The 15844-nt window shown below is 69.1% G+C and carries 15 protein-coding genes; 11 read left to right on the forward strand and 4 right to left on the reverse strand.

Annotated elements, in window-relative coordinates; all coding sequences use genetic code 11:
- Positions 1-24 precede the first annotated feature (24 nt).
- From AC1DTW_RS15015 to AC1DTW_RS15030, 4 genes are read left to right on the forward strand one after another with little or no spacing between them, the layout of a single operon-like run.
- Complete coding sequence (locus AC1DTW_RS15015; protein WP_477982015.1) at positions 25-453, forward strand: hypothetical protein; 429 nt, start codon at positions 25-27, stop codon at positions 451-453.
- The gene (locus AC1DTW_RS15020; protein WP_477982016.1) at positions 450-1232 is read left to right on the forward strand and encodes a DUF2145 domain-containing protein; all 783 of its coding nucleotides are present in this window, start codon (positions 450-452) and stop codon (positions 1230-1232) included. Before AC1DTW_RS15015 ends, AC1DTW_RS15020 begins: the two co-directional genes overlap by 4 nt.
- Before the next feature lie 41 nt (positions 1233-1273).
- Positions 1274-3166, forward strand: coding sequence for an MFS transporter (locus tag AC1DTW_RS15025; protein WP_477982017.1), 1893 nt, complete (start codon positions 1274-1276; stop codon positions 3164-3166).
- Between the two features lie 34 nt (positions 3167-3200).
- On the forward strand, positions 3201-3881 hold the full coding sequence (locus tag AC1DTW_RS15030; protein ID WP_477982018.1) for a CAAX prenyl protease-related protein: 681 nt from the start codon (positions 3201-3203) through the stop codon (positions 3879-3881).
- Between the two features lie 3 nt (positions 3882-3884).
- On the opposite strand, the gene AC1DTW_RS15035 is transcribed toward AC1DTW_RS15030, so the two are convergent.
- The 4 genes from AC1DTW_RS15035 to queA form a co-directional block, all read right to left on the reverse strand.
- Positions 3885-4751, reverse strand: a complete 867-nt coding sequence (locus tag AC1DTW_RS15035) for a YihY/virulence factor BrkB family protein (RefSeq protein ID WP_477982105.1) — start codon at positions 4749-4751, stop codon at positions 3885-3887.
- Between the two features lie 67 nt (positions 4752-4818).
- A complete protein-coding gene (locus AC1DTW_RS15040) occupies positions 4819-5244 on the reverse strand; it encodes a CBS domain-containing protein (protein ID WP_477982019.1) in 426 nt (141 codons plus the stop codon).
- 160 nt (positions 5245-5404) lie between these two features.
- On the reverse strand, positions 5405-6532 hold the full coding sequence (gene tgt, locus AC1DTW_RS15045) for a tRNA guanosine(34) transglycosylase Tgt (protein WP_477982021.1): 1128 nt from the start codon (positions 6530-6532) through the stop codon (positions 5405-5407).
- A 24-nt stretch (positions 6533-6556) separates the two neighbouring features.
- On the reverse strand, positions 6557-7639 hold the full coding sequence (gene queA / locus AC1DTW_RS15050; protein WP_477982022.1) for a tRNA preQ1(34) S-adenosylmethionine ribosyltransferase-isomerase QueA: 1083 nt from the start codon (positions 7637-7639) through the stop codon (positions 6557-6559).
- Positions 7640-7691: 52 nt separating this feature from the next.
- On the opposite strand from queA, the gene recG reads away from it, so the two are divergent.
- From recG to AC1DTW_RS15085, 7 genes are all read left to right on the forward strand, one after another.
- Positions 7692-9746 (forward strand): ATP-dependent DNA helicase RecG, encoded by a 2055-nt coding sequence (gene recG, locus AC1DTW_RS15055; RefSeq protein WP_477982023.1) that lies wholly within the window; start codon positions 7692-7694, stop codon positions 9744-9746.
- 49 nt (positions 9747-9795) lie between these two features.
- The gene (locus tag AC1DTW_RS15060; protein ID WP_477982024.1) at positions 9796-10719 is read left to right on the forward strand and encodes a LysR substrate-binding domain-containing protein; all 924 of its coding nucleotides are present in this window, start codon (positions 9796-9798) and stop codon (positions 10717-10719) included.
- A 118-nt stretch (positions 10720-10837) separates the two neighbouring features.
- On the forward strand, positions 10838-12334 hold the full coding sequence (locus AC1DTW_RS15065; protein ID WP_477982025.1) for a catalase: 1497 nt from the start codon (positions 10838-10840) through the stop codon (positions 12332-12334).
- A 47-nt stretch (positions 12335-12381) separates the two neighbouring features.
- Entirely contained in the window at positions 12382-12903 is a 522-nt protein-coding gene (locus tag AC1DTW_RS15070; protein ID WP_477982027.1) for a Dps family protein, read from the forward strand.
- Positions 12904-12912: 9 nt separating this feature from the next.
- Complete coding sequence (locus AC1DTW_RS15075; RefSeq protein WP_477982028.1) at positions 12913-13530, forward strand: DJ-1/PfpI family protein; 618 nt, start codon at positions 12913-12915, stop codon at positions 13528-13530.
- Positions 13531-13570: 40 nt separating this feature from the next.
- A complete protein-coding gene (locus AC1DTW_RS15080) occupies positions 13571-14107 on the forward strand; it encodes a DUF3016 domain-containing protein (RefSeq protein WP_477982029.1) in 537 nt (178 codons plus the stop codon).
- Positions 14108-14171: 64 nt separating this feature from the next.
- Positions 14172-15797 carry a peptide chain release factor 3 gene (locus AC1DTW_RS15085; RefSeq protein WP_477982030.1) on the forward strand — a complete coding sequence of 542 codons (1626 nt, stop codon included), beginning with the start codon at positions 14172-14174 and terminating at the stop codon, positions 15795-15797.
- The last annotated feature ends 47 nt before the right edge of the window (positions 15798-15844 follow it).

The raw sequence follows: 15844 nt of genomic DNA on the forward strand, positions 1-15844 counted from the left end.
ACCTCAACCTTGGAGAGCATTCACATGAAGATCCCAACGATTCGCCGCCGCCTGTTGTCCGCCGCCGTCGCGGCGCTGCTGACGGCCAGCCTCGCCGGCGCACGGGCGCAGTCCGAGGTGTCCGCAGTCAGCGCGCTGTCGGCGCTGCCGATCGCGGTCTCGATCGCCGCACCGGTGATGATCCTCTCGGCCGGGGCGACGCTGACGGTCGTCGCGGTCGAGGCGTCGGCGACCGGGGCGATCTGGGTGCTGGAGCGCGCGTCCGACGGTGCGCGGGCCAGTGTCAGGCTCGGCGCGCAGGCGGCCGGTGCGCTGTCGGTCGCGGCCGGCACGGTCGTCGTCGTCACGGCGGTCAGTACCGGCTGGGTGCTCTCGACTGCAAGCCAGGCGATCGCGTTCATCCCGAACGAGATCGGCGCGGCGCTGCTCTACAACGAACGGGTGACGCGGTGAACGCCCGCGCGCGCGCCGCGCTGGTCGCGGCCTGGATCGCGGCCAGCACCGCCGCACACGCCGGCCGCAGCTGCGAGAACAGGCTGCCGAGCGTCGATGCGATCCAGCGCGCGATGCAACTGGCCGAGCACGTCGCCGCGGAGCTCGATCGGAGTGGCGCGCAGGTCGTCGTGCTCGCCCGCGCCGGCCAGAACCTGAGCGAATACCATGTGCGCTACTCGCACCTGGGACTCGCGTATCGCGACGCCAACAAGCGTTGGCGCATCGTGCACAAGCTGAACCAGTGCGGCAGCGCCCGCGCCGCGGTGTATCGCCAGGGCCTCGGTGAATTCTTCCTCGACGATCTGTACGAGTACGAGGCGGCGCTGGTGATCCCGCAGCCGGAGGTCCAGGCCAAGTTGCTGGGGGTTGTGCGCGACAACGCGCGCCTCGCGCAGCTGAACACGCCGGCCTACAGCATGGTCGCGTATCCGTGGGCGCAGACCTACCAGCAGTCGAACCAGTGGGCGCTCGAGACCTTCGCGATGGCGCAGGAGCCGGCCGCGCAGACGCGCGAGCGGGCGCAGGCCTGGCTGCAGCTCCAGGGCTACGAGCCGACGACCCTGCGCATCTCGGCGCTGAAGCGACTCGGCGGGCGCCTGACCGCGGCGAACATCGCGTTCGACGATCATCCGAACGCGAAGCGGTTCAGCGATCGCATCGAAACCGTCACGGTCGACTCGGTGTTCGCGTGGTTGAATCGCAGTGGGCTGGGCGGGCCGGTGCAGGTGATCCGGTAGATTCCGCCTGCGCTCAAGCTCACAAACCGACAAGGGACCGCATGAACCCGAACGAGCACGCTCACCCGAACCAGTTCGCGCTGCTGAAGCAACGCCGCTTCGCGCCCTTCTTCTGGACCCAGTTCCTCGGCGCCGGCAACGACAACCTGTTCAAGTTCGCGTTCACCGTGATGATCACGTACCAGCTGCAGGTGAGCTGGTTGCCGGCCAGCATGGCCGGCCTCGTGATCGGTGCGCTGTTCATCCTGCCGTTCCTGCTGTTCTCGGCGACCGCGGGCCAGGCGACCGACAAGTTCGACAAGACGCGCGTGATCCGCTTCGTGAAGAACCTCGAGATCGCGATCATGGCGCTCGCGGCGTTCGGGTTCTGGACCGGCAACGTCGTCGTGCTGCTCGCTTGCGTGCTGCTGATGGGCCTGCACTCGACGATCTTCGGCCCGGTCAAGTTCGCGTACCTGCCGCAGCACCTCGGCGAGCGCGAGCTGACCGGCGGCAACGGCATGGTCGAGATGGGCACCTTCGTCGCGATCCTGCTGGGCCAGGTCGCGGGCGGACTGCTGGTCGCGATCCCCGAGGTCGGCCGGTACTACGTCGCGTTCGCCTGCGTCGCGGTCGCGCTGGTCGGCCGCATCACCGCGCAGGCGGTACCGGCGTCGCCGAGCAGCGACCCGAACCTGCGCATCAACTGGAACCCGGTCACCGAGACCTGGCGCAACCTGATGCTGGCGCGCGAGAACATCGTCGTGTTCCGCTCGTTGCTGGGCATCTCGTGGATGTGGTTCTTCGGCGCCGTGTTCCTGTCGCTGTTCCCGGCGTTCGCGAAAGATGTGCTGCACGGCAACGAGCAGGTTGCGTCGCTGCTGCTGGTGGTGTTCTCGATCGGCATCGGCACCGGCTCGCTGCTGTGCGAGATGCTGAGCAAGCGCCACGTCGAAATCGGGCTGGTGCCGTTGGGTTCGATCGGCATGAGCGTGTTCGCGATCGACTTGTATTTCGCGGCGCGCGGGCTTGCACCGTCGGCAGGCTTCGGCCTGAGCGCGTTCGTCGCGCAGCCGGCGCATTGGCGCGTGATGGCTGACCTGGCGCTGTTGTCGTTGTTCGCGGGGCTTTACAGCGTGCCGATGTACGCGCTGATCCAGCTGCGCTCGCAGCCCAGCCACCGCGCCCGGATCATCGCGGCGAACAACATCCTGAATGCGCTGTTCATGATCGTCAGCTCGATCGGTGTCGGTGCCCTGCTGGCGGCGAACTTCACGATCCCGCAGGTGTTCCTGATCACCGGGCTGCTGAACGCGGTCGTCGCTTTCTACATCTTCATGCTGGTGCCCGAGTATTTCCTGCGCTTCGTCGCGTTCATCGTCACGCGTTTCGTCTACCGTTTCCGGGTGCGTGGCGACGAGCACATCCCGACCGAGGGCGCGGCGATCCTGGTCTGCAATCACGTCGCGTTCGTCGATCCGGTGCTGCTGATGGCGGCGAGCCCGCGGCCGATCCGCTTCATCATGGACCACCGGATCTTCGCGATGCCGGTGCTCGGCTGGTTCTTCCGCCTTGCCAAGGCGATCCCGATCGCGCCGCAGCGCGAGGACCCGGTCGCGTACGAGCAGGCCTTCGCGCGCGCCCGCGAGGTGCTGAACGACGGCGACCTGCTGTGCATCTTCCCGGAGGGCGCGCTGACGCGCGACGGCGAGCTCGGCGAGTTCAAGGGCGGTGTGATGAAGCTGCTCGAATCAAACCCGGTGCCCGTCGTGCCGCTGGCGTTGCAGAACCTGTGGGGCTCGTATTTCTCGCGCAAGGACGGTGCGGCGATGAGCAAGCCTTTCCGGCGCGGCTGGTTCAGCCGCGTCGGGCTCGTCGCCGGCGATGCGCTGCCGGCCGCGGCCGTGACGCCGGCGGGGCTGCGCGAGCGGGTCTCGCACCTTCTGGCATCCTGAGCGCCTTTTGCCAACCTCCGGGAAGCCGCGCGCCATGGCCTTGCAGCTGAGCCGCGCGGCCATCGCGCGCATCGTTCCGTTCGCGGTGTTCATGCTGTTGCTGGTGGCGCGCGGCGAAGTGCCGGCCGACGGCTCGTGGGGCATCGACCCGCGCTGGGTCTACGGCGTGACGGTCGTCGTGGTCGGCGGCCTGCTCGCTTACTTCTGGCGCGAATACGGCGAGCTGGTCCCGCAGACCTGGCCCGGCCCGGGCGAGATTGCGCTCGGCGCTGGCGTCGGCGCGGTCGTGTACGCGCTGTGGATCCACCTCGATGCGCCGTGGATGACGATTGGCAGCCCGTCCGCGAGCTTTCTGCCGCTGGATGCGCAGGGGCAGCTGATCTGGCCGCTGGTCGTGCTGCGCTGGATCGGCGCGGCGCTGATCGTGCCGGTGATGGAGGAGCTGTTCTGGCGCTCGTTCCTGATGCGCTGGATCCAGAGCCCGCAATTCGAATCGGTGCTGCCGCAGCGGGTCGCGCTGAGGGCGATCGTGCTGTCGACCTTCGTCTTCGTGCTGGCGCACACCTTGTGGCTCGCGGCGATCGTCGCCGGCCTCGCGTACGCGTGGCTCTACGTGCGCACCGGCAAGCTGTGGGTGCCGGTGATCGCGCACGCGGTGACGAACGGGGCGCTCGGCGTGTGGGTCGTGACGACGGGGAACTGGGTCTTCTGGTGACGCTCAGGCCAGTGCGGGCTCGCGGCCCAGCCGTTCGTATTCCGAGATCACCTGCGCCCCGAACAGCAGCAGCGTCGCCGCGATCTCGAGGCTGAGCAGCACGACGATCGCGGTCGTCAGCGAACCGTAGACCACGCTGACCTGCGACAAGGTCGCGAAGTACCAGACCAGCACGTGGCGCATCAGCTCCCACAGCAGCGCGGCCGTCACCCCGCCGATCAGCGCGTGGCTGACGCGCAGCCGCCCGACCGGCATCACGAGGTAGACGGAAGTCAGCACGAAGATCTCGCCGACCAGCCCGAGCAGGTACAGCAAGGCGCCCGACACGCCGTGCAGCGACCAGCTGCGGCCGAGGAACTCGACCCGCTCCTGGCCGATCGCCTGCAGGCTGCCGGCGACCAGCGTGACCAGCAGCAGGCCGACGCCGAGCGACAGGATGTACAGGTACGGCAGCAGCGCCGACACCACGAAGCGCCGCCGCCGTGCGACGACGCGGTGCAGGAAGATCACCGACATCGCGTTCTCGAGCACCGTGAACGCGAGCGAGCTGAAGAACAGCATCGTGATGCCCAGCACCCAGCCGATCAGCTCGCGGTGCGCGAGAAAGTCCGCCAGCTCGCGGACGATCGCGCGCGACTGGCCGGGGACCAGCCATTCGAGGTAGCGCGCCAGCGTGTCGAGCAGCGCCGCCTGGTCGATCAGGTGCGACAGCGCGATCACGATCAGGATCAGCAGCGGCACGATCGACAGCAGCGCGTAGTACGCGACCGCGCCGGCGAGCAGCAGCCCCTGGTTGGCGCGAAAGGCCTTCAGCGTGCGCCACGCGAACGCGCCCGGATGGCGCAGCAGCGAGCGGGCCTGCGGCGGCAGCAACTGCTGAAACCGACCGGCGCGGCGGGTGCCGCGCGGCCGGTCGGCGGGCGCGCTCACGCGACGCTCACTTGATCGCGTCGGGCTCCGAGATCTCGCGCAGAGTCGCGTCGGTCGGCGCGCTCTGGCGCGTCGCGAGGTCGCCGAGCGAGACGATGCCGACGACCTTGCGCTCGCCGTCCAGCACCGCGAGCCGGCGCACCTGCGCCTCGCCCATCTGCTGCATCGCCGACTCGACCGTGTCGCCGGGCGCGCAAACGTGCACCTCGTCGGTCATCACATCGGACACCAGCGCATCGGCCGGCACCAGGCCGGCCGCGACGCCGCGCACCGCGATGTCGCGATCGGTCACCATGCCGACGAGCGTCTCGCCATCGCACACCGGCAACGCACCGACGTTCAGGTCGCGCATGCGCTCGGCGGCGGCCTGCAGCGGCTCCGTGAGCTGGATGACCGAGACCTTGCGGGTCATGATGTCGTTGATCGTTGCCATGGTGCGGCCCCCTGTGCGTCAAATGGCGGCACGTGCCGCGACGACGTGCCGAGGCTAGGCCGCGCTGCCCGCGCCGTCCATCGGGAGAGCACGACAGGGCTGCGTAAGACTTGTCCGACGTCAACCGGATCCGCGCCAACAGCGCGCCGCGCGAGCGCCGCTACACGCCGCGGGCGCGATCCTCGCGAAAGCGCGCCGCGAACGCCGCGAACGCACCGGCGTCGAGCGCCTCGCGCACCTCGCGCATCAGGTTCACGTAGTAGTGCAGGTTGTGGATGCTCGCGAGCATTGGCCCGAGCATCTCGTTGCAGCGGTCGAGGTGGTGCAGGTAGGCGCGCGAGAAGTTCGCGCAGGTATGGCACACGCAGCTCAGGTCCGGCGGGCGCTCGTCGGTCTTGTGGCGGGCATTGCGGATCTTCAGGTCGCCGAAGCGCGTGAACAGGTGGCCGTTGCGCGCATTGCGCGTCGGCATCACGCAATCGAACATGTCGACGCCGGCGCCGACGCCTTCGACCAGGTCTTCGGGCGTGCCCACGCCCATCAGGTAGCGCGGCTTGTGCGCCGGCAGCCGGTGCGGCGTGTGCGCGACGATGCGCTGCATCATCTCCTTCGGCTCGCCGACGCTGACGCCGCCGATCGCATAGCCCGGCAGGTCGAGTTCCACCAGCGCGGCGATCGACTCCTCGCGCAGCGACTCGAACATGCCGCCCTGCACGATGCCGAACAGCGCGTTCGGGTTCTCGAGCTGCGTGTGCTCGGTCAGGCAGCGTCGCGCCCAGCGCAGGCTCAGCGCCATCGAGACGCGCGCCTCGTGCTCGGTCGTCACGTGGCCGTGGGTCTCGTACGGGGTGCACTCGTCGAACTGCATCACGATGTCGCTGTTCAGCGTGCGCTGGATCTGCATGCTGACCTCGGGCGTCAGGAACAGCTTGTCGCCGTTCACCGGCGACGCGAACTTCACGCCCTCTTCGCTGATCTTGCGCATCTCGCCGAGCGACCAGACCTGGAAGCCGCCGCTGTCGGTCAGGATCGGCTTGCTCCAGGCCTCGAAGCGATGCAGCCCGCCGAATTGCCGCAGCACCTCGAGCCCCGGCCGCAGCCACAGGTGGAAGGTGTTGCCGAGGATGATCTGCGCGCCCATCGCCTCGAGCGACGCGGGCATCACGCCCTTCACGGTGCCGTAGGTGCCGACCGGCATGAACACCGGCGTCTCGACGCTGCCGTGGTTCAGCGTCAGGCGGCCACGGCGCGCGAGGCCTTCGGTGCGAAGCAGATCGAACGTCAACATGCGCGGAATTGTCGCAGGCGCATTTCAGGCCGATCGATCCGCCGCCGGCGTGCGCGCGAGCAGCATCGCGTCGCCGTAGCTGAAGAAGCGGTAACGCTCGCGGATCGCGTGCGCGTACAGCGCGTGCACGTGCTCGAAGCCGGCGAGCGCACTGACCAGCATCAGCAGCGTGCTCTTCGGCAGGTGGAAGTTCGTCACCAGCGCGTCGACGACGCGGAAGTCGAAGCCCGGCGTGATGAAGATGTCGGTGTCGCGCTGGCCGGCTTCGAGCAGGCCACCTGCCGGGGCCGACCACGCCGCAGATTCGAGTGCCCGCAGCGTCGTCGTACCGACCGCGACAATGCGCCCGCCCGCGGCGCGCGTGCGCTCGATCGCGGCAACGGTGGGCGCCGGCACGTCGAACCATTCGCTGTGCATCGCGTGTTCGGCGAGGTTCTCGGTGCGCACCGGCTGGAAGGTGCCGGCGCCGACGTGCAAGGTGACGTTCGCGGTCGCGATGCCGCGCGCGGCGAACTCGGCGAGCAGGGCCGCATCGAAGTGCAGCGCGGCCGTCGGCGCGGCGACGGCGCCCGGGTTCGCCGCGAACACGGTCTGGTAGCGGCGCTCGTCGTCGGCGGTGTCGGTATGCGTGATGTACGGCGGCAGCGGCACGTGGCCATGGCGTTCGAGCAGCGCGAGCGGATCGTCCGGGAAGCGCAGGCGGAACAGCGCATCGTGGGGGCCGGCGCGGCCCAGTACCTCGGCCTCGAACGCGTCGGCCCCGTCGACGCCCCAGAAGTGCACGACGCTGCCCGGCTTCGGCGACTTGCTTGCGCGCAGGTGCATCAGCACCTCGCGATCCGGCAGCACGCGCTCGACCAGCGCCTCGACCGCGCCGCCGCTGGCCTTCGCGCCGAGCAGCCGCGCCTTGATCACGCGCGTGTCGTTGAAGACCAGCAGGTCGCCTGCGCACAGCAGTGATGGCAGTTCGCGGAACACGCGATCGACCGGCTGCGCGCCGGTGCCGTCGAGCAGCCGCGAGGCGCTGCGTTGCGCAGCAGGCTGCTGCGCGATCAGTTCGGGGGGCAGAGCGAAGTCGAAATCGCTCAGCGTGTAGGTCGAGGTCATCGGTTGAGGGCTGGACCGGCCCGTGCCAACAAGGAGGAGGCAGAATTCTCCCATGCCCCCCGCTCCCGCGATTCCCGCCGGCCAGGAGAAGTCCGGCCCGCAGCGGGCGCTGGAAAAGCTCGGCCTCGTGCGGCCGATCGACTTCGCGCTGCACCTGCCGATCCGCTACGAGGACGAGACGCGCCTGGTGCCGATCGCGAGCCTGCGCGACGGCAGCGGCGCGCAGGTCGAGGGCGTCGTCACCGACAGCCAGGTGCAGATCCGCGGCCGGCGCCAGCTGGTCGTGCGGCTGCACGACGGCAGCGACGATCTGGTGCTGCGCTTCCTGCATTTCTACCCGTCGCACCAGAAGGCGCTGGCGGTCGGCCGGCGCGTGCGCGTCCGCGGCGAGGCGCGTGGCGGTTTCTTCGGGCTCGAGATGGTGCACCCGAGCTTTCGGGTCGTCGCCGAGGACACGCCGCTGCCGAGCGCGCTGACACCGGTGTATCCGACGAGCGCGCAGTTGCCGCAGCTGTACCTGCGCAAGGCGGTCGACGCGAACCTCGCGCGCGCCGAGCTCTCCGAACTGCTGCCGGCCGAGGTCGTGCCGCGCGGCATGCTCGGGCTGCGCGACGCACTGACCTTCCTGCACCACCCGGCACCGAACGTCGGCATCGCGACGCTCGAAGACCACAGCCATCCGGCCTGGCAGCGACTCAAGTTCGAGGAACTGCTGGCGCAGCAGCTCTCGCAACTGCAGGCCAAGCGCGAGCGCGAGCTGCAACGCGCGCCGCGCTTCAAGGTGCGCGCGGCGGGACTGCAGCAGCAACTGCTCGCGGCGCTGCCGTTCACGCTGACGGCGGCCCAGCGCCGCGTCTGCGAAGAGATCGCGCGCGATCTGCAGCGCGCGGTGCCGATGCACCGGTTGCTGCAGGGCGATGTCGGCTCGGGCAAGACCGTGGTCGCCGCACTTGCCGCGGCGATCGCGATCCACGACGGCTGGCAATGCGCGCTGATGGCGCCGACCGAGATCCTTGCCGAGCAGCATCTGCGCAAGCTCGTCGGCTGGCTCGAGCCGCTCGGCATCACGGTCGCGTGGCTGACCGGCAGCCGCAAGGGCAAGGCGCGTACGAAGATGCTCGAGCAGGTTGCATCCGGCGAGGCCGCGCTGGTCGTCGGCACGCACGCGGTGATCCAGGAGCAGGTCGTGTTCGCGAAGCTGGGTTTGGCGATCATCGACGAGCAGCATCGCTTCGGTGTGCAGCAGCGGCTCGCCCTGCGCCAGAAACTGCGCGCGAACGCCATCGAGCCGCACACGCTGATGATGAGCGCGACGCCGATCCCGCGCACGCTGGCGATGACCTTGTTCGCCGACCTCGATGTCAGCACGATCGACGAGCTGCCGCCCGGCCGCACGCCGGTTGTCACGAAGCTCTTCGCCGACTCGAAGCGCGAGGCGGTGATCGGCCGCATCCGCGACGCGGTCGCGCAGGGCCAGCAGGTCTACTGGGTCTGCCCGCTGATCGAGGAATCAGAGACACTCGATCTGCAGAACGCGACCGCGACGCACCAGCACCTGAGCGCCGCGCTGCCGGGGCAGGCGGTCGGCCTGTTGCACGGCCGCATGAGGGCGGCCGAGAAGGCCGCGGTGATGCAGGCCTTCACGAGCGGCCAGATGGCGGTGCTGGTCGCGACGACGGTGATCGAGGTCGGCGTCGACGTGCCGAACGCGTCGCTGATGGTGATCGAGCATGCCGAGCGCTTCGGTCTGTCGCAGCTGCACCAGCTGCGCGGGCGCGTCGGCCGTGGCGCTGCCGCGAGCGCCTGCGTGCTGATGTATGGCACGCCGCTGTCGGACACCGCGAAGGCGCGCCTGAAGGCGATGCTGGAGACGAGCGACGGCTTCGAGATCGCGCGCCGCGACCTCGAGATCCGCGGACCGGGCGAGTTTCTCGGCGCGCGCCAGTCGGGCGCGCCACTGCTGCGCTTCGCCGATCTGGCGCTCGACGAAGCGCTCGTGCATCAGGCGCACGCGGCGGCGACGGTCCTGCTCGACCGCTACCCGCAGGTCGCACTCGACCACGTCGTGCGCTGGCTCGGCGGCCGTTCGGACTACCTGAAGGCGTGAGCGCGCATCGTGTCGGGCCTGGCGCGCGATCCTCGGCCAGAATCGCGCCATGACGCTCACCGAACTCCGCTACATCGTTGCCGTCGCCAGGGAGCACCACTTCGGTCGCGCCGCCGAAGCCTGCTTCGTCTCGCAACCGACGCTCAGCGTCTCGATCAAGAAGCTCGAAGAAGAACTCGACGTGAAGATCTTCGAGCGCGGTGCGAACGAGGTGACGGTGACGCCGCTGGGCGAAGAGATCGTGCGCCAGGCGCAGTCGGTGATCGAGCAGGCCGCGGCGATCAAGGAGATCGCCCAGCGCGGCAAGGACCCGGTCTCGGGCCCGCTGCGCCTCGGCGTGATCTACACGATCGGCCCGTACCTGCTGCCCGATCTGGTGCGCCAGGCGATCGAGCACGTGCCGCAGATGCCGCTGATGCTGCAGGAGAACTTCACCGCGAAGCTGCTCGAGATGCTGCGCACCGGGGAGCTCGATTGCGCGATCATGGCCGAGCCCTTCCCGGACACCGGGCTGGCGGTCGCGCCGCTCTATGACGAGCCGTTCATGGCCGCGGTGCCAAAGCTACACCCGCTCGCGAAACGCAAGAGCATCAGCACCGACGAGCTGAAGAACGAGACGATGCTGCTGCTCGGCACCGGCCACTGCTTTCGCGACCACGTGCTCGAGGTCTGCCCCGAGTACGCGCGCTTCGGGAGCGGCGAGGCCGACGGCATCCGCAAGAGCTTCGAAGGTTCGTCGCTGGAGACCATCAAGTACATGGTCGCGTCGGGCATGGGCGTGACCGTCGTGCCGCAGCTCAGCGTGCCGAAGGACGCGCAACCGCACATCAAGTACATCGCATTCACGAAGCCGGCGCCGACACGCCGCGTCGTGCTGGTGTGGCGCCGCACGTTCACGCGCTACGAAGCGATCGCGGCGCTGCGCAACGCGATCTACGCGTGCCCGCTCGAGGGCGTGAAGCGGCTCTCCTGAGCAACGCGGCGACGCGGTGTGGGCCTCACGCCTATCTATCGGATAACAATCATCAATTGGCGTTGACTATTGTGCCTTCGTAGACTTGCGTTCATCCCCTCACCGCCAGGAAACGCTCATGTCCGAACGCCTGACCACCGCCTCCGGCCTCCCGGTCGCCGACAACCAGAACTCGCTCGGCGCTGGCCCGCGCGGCCCGCTGCTGCTGCAGGACTTCCACCTGATCGAGAAGCTGCAGCACTTCAACCGCGAGCGCATTCCCGAGCGCGTGGTGCACGCCAAGGGATCGGGCGCCTACGGCACCTTCAGCGTCACGCACGACATCTCGAAGTACACGAAGGCCAGGCTGTTCGCCGCGGTCGGCAAGACCACCGAGACCTTCGTGCGCTTCTCGACCGTCGGCGGCGAGAAGGGTTCGGCCGACACCGAACGCGATCCGCGCGGCTTCGCGATGCGCTTCTACACCGAAGACGGCAACTGGGACCTGGTCGGCAACAACACGCCGATGTTCTTCATCAAGGACCCGATCAAGTTCCCCGACTTCGTGCACACGCAGAAGCGCGACCCGCAGACGAATCTGAAGTCGCCGCAGATGATGTGGGACTTCTGGAGCCATGCGCCGGAGAGCCTGCACCAGGTCACGATGCTGTTCTCCGACCGCGGCACGCCCGACGGCTACCGCCACATGGACGGCTTCGGGAGCCACACCTTCAGCCTGATCAACGCCACCGGCGAGCGCGTCTGGGTCAAGTGGCACCTGAAGACGCGCCAGGGCATCAGGAACCTGAGCGCCGATGAAGCCGCGCGCCTCGCCGGGGCCGACCCGGACCACGCGCAGCGCGACCTGTTCAACGCCATCGCGGCGGGCGACTTCCCGAAGTGGGACGTCGCGATCCAGGTGATGACCGAGGCACAGGCCGAGGCCTGGGAGCGCAGGACCGGCTGGAACCCGTTCGACCTGACGAAGGTCTGGCCGTACGGCGACTTCCCGCGCATCCCGGTGGGCGTGCTCGAGCTCAACCGCAACCCGGACAACTACCACCAGGAGGTCGAGCAGGCCGCGTTCAGCCCGGCCAATATCGTGCCGGGCATGGGCTACAGCCCGGACAAGATGCTGCAGGGCCGGCTGTTCGCGTACCACGATGCGCAGCTCTACCGCGTCGGCACGAACCACCAGCAGCTGGCGGTGAACCGGCCGCGCTGCCCGGTCCATCACCAGCAGCGCGACGGTGCGATGGCGGTCGAGAACGGCGGGTCGGCACGGAACTACGCGAACGTCGACGCGGCCGGCACGGCACCGCGCGGCTTCGGCCACGGCGATGCGGGCTGGGCGCTGAGCGCTGCCGCGGGCCGCTTCGACGAGCGCGGCACGTCGGATGACTTCACGCAGGCCGGCAACCTGTTCCGCGTGCTCGACGCGGCCGCGCAGGATCGCCTGACCAGCAACATCGCCGGCGCAATGAAGAGCGTCAGCGCCGAGACCAAACAGCGCCAGATCGGCCACTTCACGAAGGCTGATCCGGCCTACGGCGCGGCGGTGGCGCGCAAGCTGGCCGCGCTTGGTGCCGTCGACCCCGACGCGGCGACGACGCTGTCGGTCGCCGCGAAAACCTGATCAGCTGCGCTACATTGCGCGAGAACCTCATCCAGCAGGAGTCCCCGATGGCCAAGAGCAAGTCCAAATCCATCGCCCCCGGCGCGGCATCGCGCGCGGGCATCCACATCGGCATCGGCGACAAGGACCGCCGGGCGATCGCCGACGGCCTGTCGCGGCTGCTCGCCGATACCTACACGCTGTACCTGACGACGCACAACTTCCACTGGAACGTGACCGGCCCGATGTTCAGTTCGCTGCACGCGATGTTCATGGTCCAGTACACCGAGCTGTGGAACGCGGTCGATCCGATCGCCGAGCGCATCCGCTCGCTCGGCCACGCGGCGCCGGGGTCGTATGCCCAGTTCGGCACGCTCACTTCGCTGAAGGACGCCCCCGCTACACCGCCGGCCGCGCTCGACATGGTGCGCGTGCTGGTCGAGGGCCACGAGGCCGTGGCGCGCACTGCACGCAGCATGTTCCCGCTCGCCGACAAGGCCGGCGACGAGCCGACCGCCGACCTGCTGACGCAGCGCCTGACGGTGCACGAGCAGGCCGCGTGGATGCTGCGCGCGTTGCTCGAGCCCTGAGCCTCGCGCGTGCGCATCGCGATCCTCACGTTCGACGGCTTCAACGAGCTCGACTCGTTCATTGCGCTCGGGCTGCTGAACCGCCTCGGCGCGCAGGGCTGGAAGGCCGAGATCACGAGCCCGACCGCGCACGTCACGTCGATGGGCGGCGTGACCGTGCAGGCGCAGCAGCCACTCGAATTCGCGAACGAGGCCGACGCGGTGATCTTCGGCAGCGGCCTCTACAGCCGCGCGATCGCGCAGGATTTCGGCAAGCGCGGCGCGCTGCTCGACCGGCTGCAGCTCGACCCCGTCCGCCAGCTGATCGGCGCGCAGTGTTCGGGCGCCTTGCTGCTCGCGCGGCTCGGCCTGCTGGCCGACATGCCGGCCTGCACCGACCTGACGACCAAGCCCTGGCTGCTCGAGGCCGGCGTGCGGGTCGAGGACGCGCCGTTCCACGCGCGCGGGCCGATCGCCACGGCCGGCGGGTGCCTCGCCTCGCAGTACCTCGCCGCGTGGCTGATGGTGCGCGGCGCCGGCTTCGATGCGGCGGCGCGGGCTTTGCACTACGCCGCGCCGGTCGGCGAAAAAGAGGCGTATGTTGCGAAGTTGCTGGATCGGGTGCGACCCTTCGTTCCGGCGTCGTAGTCGCCGGCGGCCGCGCCCCCGCATACCGCAGGAGCCCGCGATGAACACGATCACCCCACCCCGCCTGCTGCGCCCCGCGCTGGGGGCGGCGCTTCTCGTCGTTGCCGCAGCCGCCTCGGCATTCGCGATCCCGGGTGCGACCCTCAGCACCGACAAGGCCGAGGTCAGCTACCGCAACCCGGCGGCCTTCACCGAGATGGACCGCAGCTTCGGGGAGCGCACCGACTGGCTCGACGAGCTGAGCCGCTATGTCGCGAAGCGCGCCGCACGCGCGCTGCCCGACGGGCAGCGCCTGCTGGTCACGATCACCGACGTGCAGCGCGCTGGAAGGCTCGAGCCTTGGCGCCGGCCCCCGATGTCGGACGTGCGTATCGTGCGCGACTCGACGCCGCCGCGCATTGACCTGACCTTCCAGCTGGTGTCGACGCAGGGCGCGGTGCTGAAGGAAGGTTCGCGCCAGCTGCGCGACCTCGGCTTCCTGCACCGCACCGGTTTCCATAGCGGCGAATTGCTGTCGTACGAGAAGAACCTGATCGACGACTGGATGCGCCGGGATTTCGAGCCGCCGCGGCGCTGAGAGCGGTGCCGTCGATAATCGCCGGTTGTCCCAGGAGACGGCCGGCGATTTCGGCCGCACACGCATGTCCGAACTCAGCCGCCACGTCCGCCGCCGCCGCACCTTCGCGATCATTTCCCACCCCGACGCCGGCAAGACCACGCTGACCGAGAAGCTGCTGCTGTTCTCGGGCGCGATCCAGATCGCCGGCAGCGTGAAGGCGCGCAAGGCCTCGCGCCATGCGACCTCCGACTGGATGGAGATCGAGAAGCAGCGCGGCATCTCGGTGGCCTCGAGCGTGATGCAGATGGAGTACCGCGACTGCGTGATCAACCTGCTCGACACGCCGGGCCACCAGGACTTCTCCGAAGACACCTACCGCGTGCTGACCGCGGTCGACGCGGCGCTGATGGTGATCGACGCGGCCAACGGCGTCGAGCCGCAGACGCGGCGCCTGCTGCAGGTCTGCCGCGCACGCAACACGCCGATCCTGACCTTCGTGAACAAGATGGACCGCGAAGTGCAGGAGCCGATGGCGCTGATGGACGAGATCGAGCGCGAACTCGGCATGGAGGTCGTGCCGTTCACCTGGCCGGTCGGCATGGGCAAGGCGTTTCACGGCGTGATGGACCTGCGCGAAAAGCAGATGCGCGTGTTTCGCCCCGGCGAAGACCGCAACCACCAGAACGACGAGATCCTCGCCGGCCTCGACAACCCGGCCTACGCCGAGCGTTTCGGCATGCAGTACGCGCAGGCCCAGGGCGAGATCCAGCTGCTCGCCGACGCGGCGCCGCCGTTCGACCGCGAGGCGTTTCTTGCCGGCCACCAGACGCCGATGTTCTTCGGCTCGGCGGTCAACAACTTCGGCGTGCGCGAGGTGCTCGATGCGCTCGTCGACCTGGCGCCGGCGCCGGGACCGCGCGTCGCGATCCAGCGCGAGGTCGCGCCCGACGAACCGAAGCTGACCGGTGTCGTCTTCAAGATCCAGGCCAACATGGACCCCGCGCACCGCGACCGGATCGCGTTCGTGCGCGTCGCGAGCGGCCACTTCAAGCGCGGCATGCGGATCAGGGTCTCGCGCTCCGGCAAGGAGATGCGGCCGAACACGGTGGTGAGTTTCTTGTCGCAGCGCCGCGAGCTGCTCGACGAGGCCTTTGCCGGCGACATCATCGGCATCCCGAACCACGGCGTGCTGCAGCTCGGCGACACGCTGACCGAAGGCGAGACCTTGCAATACACCGGGCTGCCGTTCTTCGCGCCGGAGATGTTTCGCAGCGTCGAGGTCGCCGACCCGCTGCGCACGAAGCAGCTGAAGGCCGGGCTGATCCAGCTCGGCGAGGAGGGCGCGATCCAGGTGTTCCGGCCGGTCGCCGCGTCGCTGCTGCTGCTCGGCGCGGTCGGCCAGCTGCAGTTCGAGGTCGTCGCGCACCGGCTCGAGCATGAATACGGCGTGAAGGCGCGCATCATGCCGAGCCGCTTCCAGGTCGCGCGCTGGGTCAGCTGCAGCGAGGCCGACGGCGGCGCGAAGGAATTGCAGCGCTTCATCGACGGCAACGCCCACCGCGTCGCCTACGACGCGGTCGATGCGCCGACGGTGCTGGTCGAGTACGCCCCGGAGCTGCGCGCGATCGAGGCGAACTGGCCGAAGATCAAGTTCCATGCGCTGCGCGAGCATGCGGGGCTGGTGTTCCAGAAACAGCTGGACGGCTAGGGTCGAGCGGGTGCTGGCCTGTCCGGCGCCGTGAAAGTACCAGTCGC

The organism is Rhizobacter sp. P5_A1 (assembly GCF_056400745.1).